The sequence below is a fragment of the Phyllobacterium myrsinacearum genome (assembly GCF_014138285.1).
Classification (GTDB): Bacteria; Pseudomonadota; Alphaproteobacteria; order Rhizobiales; family Rhizobiaceae; genus Phyllobacterium; species Phyllobacterium myrsinacearum_A.
In genome coordinates, this window is the sequence record NZ_JACGXN010000020.1 from 21,694 (window position 1) to 30,330 (window position 8,637).

The 8,637-nt window shown below is 56.3% G+C and carries 7 protein-coding genes; 1 reads left to right on the forward strand and 6 read right to left on the reverse strand.

The window, feature by feature from the left end:
- Nucleotides 1-24: 24 nt before the first annotated feature.
- The 6 genes from FHW16_RS27870 to FHW16_RS27895 all read right to left on the reverse strand — a co-directional run bounded on the left by FHW16_RS27870 (nt 25) and on the right by FHW16_RS27895 (nt 7,149).
- The gene (locus tag FHW16_RS27870) at nt 25-1,032 is read right to left on the reverse strand and encodes an ABC transporter permease (RefSeq protein ID WP_182552711.1); all 1,008 of its coding nucleotides are present in this window, start codon (nt 1,030-1,032) and stop codon (nt 25-27) included.
- A complete protein-coding gene (locus FHW16_RS27875; RefSeq protein WP_182552712.1) occupies nt 1,019-2,515 on the reverse strand; it encodes an ATP-binding cassette domain-containing protein in 1,497 nt (498 codons plus the stop codon). Before FHW16_RS27875 ends, FHW16_RS27870 begins: the two co-directional genes overlap by 14 nt.
- Complete coding sequence (locus FHW16_RS27880; RefSeq protein WP_182552713.1) at nt 2,505-3,500, reverse strand: sugar-binding transcriptional regulator; 996 nt, start codon at nt 3,498-3,500, stop codon at nt 2,505-2,507. Before FHW16_RS27880 ends, FHW16_RS27875 begins: the two co-directional genes overlap by 11 nt.
- Complete coding sequence (locus FHW16_RS27885) at nt 3,497-5,017, reverse strand: FGGY-family carbohydrate kinase (protein ID WP_182552715.1); 1,521 nt, start codon at nt 5,015-5,017, stop codon at nt 3,497-3,499. The genes FHW16_RS27880 and FHW16_RS27885 overlap by 4 nt, the downstream gene beginning before the upstream one ends.
- A gap of 44 nt (nt 5,018-5,061) precedes the next feature.
- Complete coding sequence (locus tag FHW16_RS27890) at nt 5,062-6,084, reverse strand: galactitol-1-phosphate 5-dehydrogenase (protein WP_182552717.1); 1,023 nt, start codon at nt 6,082-6,084, stop codon at nt 5,062-5,064.
- Nucleotides 6,085-6,153: 69 nt separating this feature from the next.
- Nucleotides 6,154-7,149: a substrate-binding domain-containing protein gene (locus FHW16_RS27895; RefSeq protein WP_182552718.1), complete on the reverse strand. Its 996-nt coding sequence runs from the start codon at nt 7,147-7,149 to the stop codon at nt 6,154-6,156.
- A 292-nt stretch (nt 7,150-7,441) separates the two neighbouring features.
- Between FHW16_RS27895 and FHW16_RS27900 the strand changes: the two genes are divergently transcribed.
- Nucleotides 7,442-8,383 carry a threonine/serine dehydratase gene (locus FHW16_RS27900; protein ID WP_182552719.1) on the forward strand — a complete coding sequence of 314 codons (942 nt, stop codon included), beginning with the start codon at nt 7,442-7,444 and terminating at the stop codon, nt 8,381-8,383.
- Nucleotides 8,384-8,637 lie beyond the last annotated feature (254 nt).

Sequence of the window (8,637 nt, forward strand, 5' to 3'; positions counted from 1 at the left end):
TTTGGACCAATGGTTGTTGCGTGTTCATCCCCGACCCTTCCTATGATCGATGAAGCGATTGAGCAGGATGGCTGCAACGATGATAATACCGGTGACAGTCATCTGGTAGAAGGAACCCAATCCCAGAAGATTGAATATGTTGCGGAGAACCTGCAGCAGCATCACGGCAAAAAAAGTACCGAGCACGCCGCCGCGTCCACCGAATAGACTTGTGCCACCCAGCACGACAGCGGCGATGGCGTCAAGCTCAAGCCCTTGCGCGGCCGTTGGTTGACCAATACGCAGGCGTGATGTCAGGAGAATACCACCTAGCGCTGCCATGAACCCCGAGACCGCGAAAACCGCCGTGATGATAAGGCGGGTCGGCAGGCCGGATAGCCGCGCCGCTTCGGGATTACCACCCGTTGCGAAGACATACTCGCCAAACACGGTAAAGCGCAGCACCAGCCCGGCAACAATGCACAGGACAATGAAGATCAGGCCCATTGATGACAGGGAGAAACCGGGCAGAAGCGGGATCATCGTCGAACTGATGGACGCGAAGCCCTGTGGCAAACCACTCACCGGCACACCATCGGTCATCAGATAGGTGATACCACGGAATGAGACGAGCCCGGCCAACGTCACGATAAAGCTTGGCACCTGGGCAAGCGCGCTGATCGCCCCCATTCCTGCTCCGCAGGCTGTTCCTACCAATGCCGTTATCGCAACGGCCACGAAGGGATCGAAACCATGCGACATCAGCACAGCGACCAGCATACCGCAAAGCGCGACAACGCTGCCGACAGACAGGTCGATATTGCCTGTCAAAATGACAAAGGTCATGCCAATGGCGACCACACCGACGACTGCGGCCTGCTGAAACAGGTTGGCAATGTTGGTATAGGTCAGAAAATTACTCGACAGCGAGGTTGCGATAACGACCACTGCGAGAAAGATGACGATGAAGTTGTATTCAATCGCCAAATCGATAAGGCGTTTGCCGAAGGCCGGCGTATCCGCTGGCGACAAGGCGGTTTCAGTGTTGGACATGATTTTCACCCAGAATTGTTGCCCTCAATATGACGTCGCGGTCCGCAACCGAGGGATCGTATTTGCCGATGTTACGGCCTTCGTGAAAGACCCAGATCGTATCGCAAGCGGCATAAAGCTCATCGAGTTCGCTGCTTGCAACAATGACAGCCGCCCCTTCTTGGGCGAGCCTGTCGACCAGATTGTAGAGATCGGCCTTCGCGCCGATATCCAGGCCACGGCTAGGCTCATCCAGTAGCAGAACCCGCGCACCGTTGATGATCCATTTGGCCAGAACAACCTTCTGCTGGTTACCGCCAGAAAGCTGCACCACGGCTTGCTCCGGCCGTCCATATTTGGTCGACAGACTTTTGAGGACAGGTACCGTCTTCTGCTTTTGCAATGAATGACGCGTTAGCCAGCTCTCACGCATGGATGGCAGCGTTGCATTCTTATAGATCGGTGCATGCAGAACCAAACCCTCTGTCTTGCGGTTTTCCGGTACCAAGCCGAGGCCGCTGCGGATGGCATGGGCGGGATGACGCGGATGGAATGGCTTGCCTTCTAGCTTGATATCGCCATCGAACCTGTTCGCGCCGAATAGCGATTTCAGAAAGGATGTGCGGCCGGAACCATTCAATCCCGTCAGGCCGACGACTTCGCCCCACCGCACATCGAGACCGTTGATATCAAGACCGTCCGGTCCACGCAGTTGGTTGACGCGCAGCGCTATATCGCCTGTGACCGGTTCGCGGGCTTTCCGTTCGATCAGGGAGCGTTGTTTGCCGATGATAGCCTCGACCAGTGCGCTATCCCCGGTGCTTTTAACGTCGAATGTCTCGATGGTCCGGCCACCGCGCAACACGGTGACCCGGTCACCGATTTCACGCAATTCACCGAGACGGTGGCTGACATACAGTATGGCAACCCCCTGTCTGACGAGTTCACGAATAACCCTGAACACGCTCTCAAGCTCGGTCTCATTGAGCGATGCCGATGGCTCATCCATGATGATGATCTTGGCGTCCATGGTCAGCGAGCGGGCAATTGCGGTCAGTTGCTGGTTGGCAACCGACAGGGTTTCAACCCGTGCTTCCGGTTTGAAATGTGCGCCCACACGCTTCAATGCTGCGGCGGCTCTTTCCCGGCGCTCCCTGTGATTGATCAATCCAAACCGGCCAGGTGCATGGCCGAGAAACAGGTTCTGCTCCACGGTCAGTTGTGGAACCAGATCAAGTTCCTGATAGATCATTGAAATGCCAAGTCGTGCCGCCTGCGCTGGAGAATGCAGTTCAACAGGCTTGCCATCAAGCAAAAGCGAACCGTCCGTGGGACGGAAAGCACCGGCTATGATCTTGAGCAGAGTGGATTTTCCGGCGCCGTTGGCACCGAGAAGACAATGGACTTCCCCGGCACGGACATTCAGCGAAGCCGATTCCAATGCGATAATGTTGGGCAGGAATTTCTTCGACACCTGCTGGACAGTCAGAACATCAGTCGTCACTTCTGGCCTCCAATGCATAATGGGCGGTGGCCTCGTCGGTAACGATGACCGAGACATAACCGGCCTTCAGGGCAGCCAGTGCGATTTGCAATTTTTCCTCGCCCGCAACGACCCCGATCGAACGCTGCTTGGTCTTGAGATAGTCAAGCCTCAATCCAACCGTGCGATCGTCAATCGTCTGGTCAACGATATTGCCATTCTTGTCGAGGAAGCGGCCGAGAATATCACCAACCGCGCCTGCCTCCTTCAACCGGTCGATATCCGCTTCTTCAAGATAGCCGGAGCTAAGCAGTACGGATTCGTGGGTAATGCCGCCCATGCCAAAACAGACCACATCCGCCTGCATTGCGAGCTTAAGAACGCGCTCGATAATCGGGTCCTCTTCAAGCACTTCACGGGTGCTCTTCTTGCCCAATATGGCAGGAACCGGCAAAAGTGTGGCTATCCCATTGCCTGCCCTGGCAAATTCCTCCGCAACGGCACTTGTATGGGTTGATGTTGAACGCAAATTTGTCGAACCGTTTACCAGAACCACATGCACGCCCGGGTTCCAGTTATTAGGCAGGAACTTCGCAACGGCCGACATGGTGCGACCCCAGGAGACACCAATCAGATCTGCCTTGGGATTGAGGCCGGCCAGATATTTAGCAGCAGCCTGTGCCACGCTTTCCATGAGAAGGGCTGAATCCGTCGTTCCGCCCGATGGGACCACAATGGCATCACGCAGGCCGAATTCCTGCTGCAGGCGTACCTCGAGTTCCGTCCGGCGATAGGCGCGCGGTGTGATCTCGATGCGCACAACACCCAGTTCCTTGGCTTCAATGAGCAGCCGCCCCACCTGCCAGCGTGTCAGACCAAGCTCCGTAGCAATCTCGCTCTGGGTCCGCTCAAGATCATAATAAAGTTTGGCGACACGCACCATCAGGTGCTCCCGCTGCTCGTCGGAAGGCAGCCGGACTGATGGATTGATCCGTGCGTCGTTCATTGTGCTGCCCCTGCCAATTGCCTGGCACTCAATGTATGAAGCGCCGGCGTCAATGTTTCGGTCGTATCCCGATAGAGCGCCATCGTATCGCGATACCGCCGACTGCGCACGGGGTCAGGCTGCACTTCTCTCGACGGTGCTGCACAGGCTTCCGAAGCGGTGATGAGATCGGAAAACAACCCAAGCGCATGGGCGCAACAGACAGCCGTTCCAATGAGAGAGAGGTTATCATCGCTCGCTACATGAACAGGTCTGCCGATGGCATCGATTGTCGCCTGCAACCACAACGGGTTCTTGCAGATGCCACCAGCCATGACGATCCGCTCAACCGATACACCGCGATCTTCCAGCACGGCAACAACATTGGCGGAACCAAGCGCCACGGAATCAACGGCCGAAGAATAGATATCTGCCCTGTTATGACTGAGCGACAGACCGAGGATTGCCCCGCGCAGATCCGCATCCCGATAGGGCGTGCGGTTGCCCATCCAATAATCGAGCGTCAGCAAGCCCGAATCCTGTGCCGAAACCACGGACGCCTGACGGATCAGATCGCGATGGCCCTGCTCGTCCAACCCGAAAATCGTGCTGCTGAACCAGTTGAGAATCGATCCGGCCGAGACCTGCCCAGCTTCCACCAGCCACAACCCGTCGACAAGCGCATTGGGATAAGGTCCCCAGAAGCCGGTCACATTGCCCTGTTCCTTCAGGTGCGTCAGATGCACAACCGATGTGCCGCCGATGATCAGCATTCCACCCGCGGCAACAGTACCCGCGCCAAGCACACCGATATGCGCGTCGATGCCACCCTGGGCGAGAAGCGGTTGCGAGGTGATGCCAAGCGCTTCGGCAACCTCCGGCTTCAATGGTGCAATGGCATCGCCAACCGGCACAATCCTTTGCGGCAGTTTGTCCTGCAACTGGGGAATACCAAGCGCTTCATATATCTCTGGAACGAACGTGCCGTTCTTTGAATCATAATTCCACTTGCAGGCGGCATTCATGCGCGAGCCTACCCAAGCACCACACAACCTGTAATTGATGAAATCCAATGCCTCGCAGATGATGTCGGCCTGGCCAAAGACGGCCGGCTCGTGCTCGGCCAGCCACATCGCCTTGGGAACCAGCCATTCGACGGCATCGCCGCCGCCACTATAGGCCATAACAGGGTGCGTCACCTTTTCCGTAGCGCGGGCCTCTTTGGCAGCACGGCAGTCCATCCAGAGAATAGCCGGGTAAAGAGGCACGCTTTCCCTGTCGCAGACTACGACGGACGACGCTGTCGTAGCAACGCAAACCGCTGCTATATCACGCGAACCACACTGTTCGACCGCTTGACGGCCAGCTTTCACAAGCGCGTTCCACCATTCGTCGGGCTGTTGTTCAGCCCAACCCGCGTGGGGATACGTGGTGCCATAGCTCGCTTCCGACAGCGAGAGCATAGCTTTGCGCTCGACGTCATAAACACCGGCGCGGACACCTCCCGTACCAAGATCAAAATTCAGGACAAGTGTCATCCTGCCATATCCTCCCTCGATTCCCTGCCTCTTCCCGAAGTCTTTCAGGGCCGGAACATGACTTTCGAAAAGAACATGCTCCTGTCGGTCCGGAACTTTTCGAACATGCCCGGCAACTCGGCTAGATCAAGATCATGGGTAATCATGAACTCCCATTCCAATGCGCCGGATCCCAGTTTTTCCAGCGTCACTGTCCATTGCGGTCCCGGATAAGGCGCTCCGAACGAATTCCAGGAACCATGCAACGAGACCTCCTGCCGCAGGAAATGCTGGAATGTCTTGTTGTCCAAAGTCACTTCGGCAACCGGAATGCCGATAAACACCACATGACCGCTTGGTGCAGCCATCTTCACCGCCATGTTGATCGATGACGGGTGACCGGCAGCTTCAATAATCGTATCGCAAAGCAGGTTGGCAGGAATGTCTGCACCAGACAGGAAAGTGTGCGTCGCCCCGGCACGCCTTGCCATGGCCAGTTTTTCTTCCGAGACATCGACGGCAACGACTTCGCTCGCGCCCATGAGCTTGAGCCACTGAATGGCAAACAGGCCGATCGGCCCGCAACCGATGACACCGCCGCGCTGCCCCATCCCGATACCGCCAGCCTTCCATATCGCGTGGATGGCGATGGATGCGGGATCGGTCATGGCAACGGCCCTGGGATCAATGCCCTCAGGTGTTTTCAAAAGGTTGGAAACTGGAACACAGACAAATTCCGTATAAGCGCCGTCCCGGCGCGAACCGAAATAATCATAGTCGCGGCAGCGCGAAAACTGCCCTTTCTGGCACTGGTCACATTTGAAGCATGGCAACATCGGCGGAATGGCCACCAGTTCACCGAGGTCAAAGCCTTCAACTCCTTCACCGAGTTGAGTAATATGACCTGAAAATTCATGGCCGCAGATCAGCGGCATCTTGTGTGCGCCCTTGATCAGCATGCGTGGCAAATCCGACCCGCAAACACCCACCGACGCGACGCGGACAATCACGTGTCCCGGCTTGATCCGTGGTTCGGGGACATTTTCAAGGCGGATATCGCCCGGGGCGTAAAGAACTGCTGCGCGCATGGTATGATCCTGTGGGTATAATGGTGGGAGCTGCGGAACAGGACTGCTCCGCAGGCTCAAGAAGAGGCCTTACTGGCCGAGAACTTGCGGGCGGTACTCGGCGAAGAGTCCTTTACGCGGGAAGTCCGCGACATTCTTGGACGTCACCAGTGCCGTGCCCGCATCAACAAACGAGGAAACCGGTTTCTTGGCGGCCGCTTCGCGTGCAACCTGGATCGTTACATCACCCAGATATTTTGGATCATTCAAGGCTGAGCCAATATAATTGCCACCATCGGCAATGATTGCGAGTGCTTCCGACAACCCGTCTACACCGGCAACCAGAACATCGTTGCGGTTGTTTTCTTTCAAGACCTGCAGGGCACCAAGCGCCATATCGTCATTATGCGCATAGACAACTTTCACATCAGGATTAGCCTGAAGCAGATCCTGCATGGCGGTTACCGCATTGGCGCGGATATATTCGGCATATGGGCCCTCGACGATCGTGTGGCCCGACCCTTCGATAGCGCTATGAAAGCCGTCGCGGCGGTCCATCATGACAGCGCCGCCGGCGTCTCCCTGAATCTCGATGATCTTGGCTTTTTCAATGCCGTCAGCTTTTAGGCGCGCGACGACCGCTTCACCGACCAGCTTGCCCATGTTCTTGTTGTCGCGGCCGACATGGGCGGTAACACCCTTGCCATTCACGCTGCGATCAACCGTAATCACTGGAATGCCTGCAGCAACGGCGGCTTCGAGGGATGGCACAACTGCATCGGGATTAACCGGGTTGATGATCAGCGCATTCACTCCCTGCGTAATCAGATCCTGGATGTCATTGTTCTGTTTGCTCACATCCCCGTTGGCATCGAGGAAAACGAGTGTATCGCCGCCAGCTTTGGCTGCCGCTTCTGCACCCGTTTTGAGTTGAACATAAAAGGGTGACTGCAACGTCACCTGACTGAACCCGATCTTCAGGCCCTCCGCATTGGCGGCAGTCAAGGTCATTCCGAGAGCAGCCATTACAGAAATGGCGGTTCCGGCAAAAGCAAATCTGAACAAAAAGGTACGGCGGCTGAGCATGGTTTTCCTCCCCAAAGACTCATTTTTCTGGCAAATCTACATTTGAGCAAATATCGCTCATTTGTTATTCAACATAATCAGAAGTTGCATGATGAGTCAACGCGGTGGAAAATATCGTCAGGAGAAATTCTTAATCTATTGAAATATATACGATATTACGATCACACGCCGGTCCTCCTCCCTGCAAAGTCAGTTGAAGGGATGTGAACATCAGAGCGGCCGCAAACTACAAAAGTTGCATTTGCGGCTCGGAGCATTTTAAATTGAGTTCCTCGCATCGTGAGTCCACGCCATGTCCAGCTCAACACACATTACGCCCGAACGCATTGCCGAAACCGAGCGCCTGATCCGGGCGCATATCCGGCATACTCCTGTCATACGAGCCGATCTCGGCGACTTCGGGCTGCAGCAGCGTACTGTCGATTTCAAACTTGAATTTCTGCAACACTCGGGTTCGTTCAAGGCGCGCGGCGCCTTCGCCAATTTGCTCACACGCCCAGTGCCCGAAGCGGGCGTTGTCGCCGCATCCGGCGGCAATCACGGTGCTGCTGTCGCCTATGCCGCCATGCGGCTTGGCATACCCGCAACCATATTTGTGCCCAATGTCACAGCACCCGCCAAGGCCGAACGCATTCGCAGTTACGGTGCGAACCTTATTGTCTCCGGCGAGCGATATGCTGACGCTCTGGCTGCCAGCGAGCAATTTGTAACGGAACGCAATGCCATGCCGGTTCACGCGTTCGACCAGACGGAAACGTTGCTCGGTCAGGGAACGCTTGGCGTGGAAATAGAAGCGGATCTTCCTGGTATCACGACCCTGCTGGTCGCCGTGGGTGGTGGTGGCCTGATTGGCGGGATTGCCGCCTGGTTCCGCGGTCGCATCAAGATCGTGGCGGTCGAACCGGAGGGAGCGCCCACGTTGCATATGGCGTTGAATGCCGGATTGCCCGTCGACGCACCGGCCGAAGGCATAGCGGCTGATTCTCTTGCGCCCAGACGAGTTGGGGCGTTGATGTTCCCGTTTGCCCGCGACTTCGTCACGCACTCGGTCCTGGTGTCGGACGATGACATTCGCGCTGCTCAATCCGCGCTTTGGGAGCGGCTGCGGATCGTCGCCGAACCTGGTGGAGCAGCGGCCTTTTCAGCACTTCTATCACAAAAGTATGATGCTGGCCCGGACGAGCGTATTGGCGTCCTCCTGTGCGGTGCCAATACCGGTGCAGTCCGGTTCTGATCCACGATCAGATGTGTTCAAGCCTTTGGTACCGCCCATTTCGGGCGGTTTTTGTTGGTGTGTTTTTGTTTTGGAATGTGCGTTGAGCAGGTGGTTCTGGGATATCTGGTTGGTTTTTGTGGAGGATTTGTCCGTTGGGCCTTAGACCATCCAGTGGAGTGTTTTCCCGGGCTTTGCCGGACGTCAGTCAGCCCCGTGGGTTATGAGCCTGGCGATGGGGTCTATTTGAGAAGCTGTTTTTGAGTGTTGGTTGC

Coding starts and splice junctions, on each gene's coding strand:
- FHW16_RS27890 (WP_182552717.1), bottom strand. CDS start 6,084: ATGCGCGCAGCAGTTCTTTACGCCCCGGGCGATATCCGCCTTGAAAAT.
- FHW16_RS27870 (WP_182552711.1), bottom strand. CDS start 1,032: ATGTCCAACACTGAAACCGCCTTGTCGCCAGCGGATACGCCGGCCTTC.
- FHW16_RS27900 (WP_182552719.1), top strand. CDS start 7,442: ATGTCCAGCTCAACACACATTACGCCCGAACGCATTGCCGAAACCGAG.
- FHW16_RS27895 (WP_182552718.1), bottom strand. CDS start 7,149: ATGCTCAGCCGCCGTACCTTTTTGTTCAGATTTGCTTTTGCCGGAACC.
- FHW16_RS27880 (WP_182552713.1), bottom strand. CDS start 3,500: ATGAACGACGCACGGATCAATCCATCAGTCCGGCTGCCTTCCGACGAG.
- FHW16_RS27885 (WP_182552715.1), bottom strand. CDS start 5,017: ATGACACTTGTCCTGAATTTTGATCTTGGTACGGGAGGTGTCCGCGCC.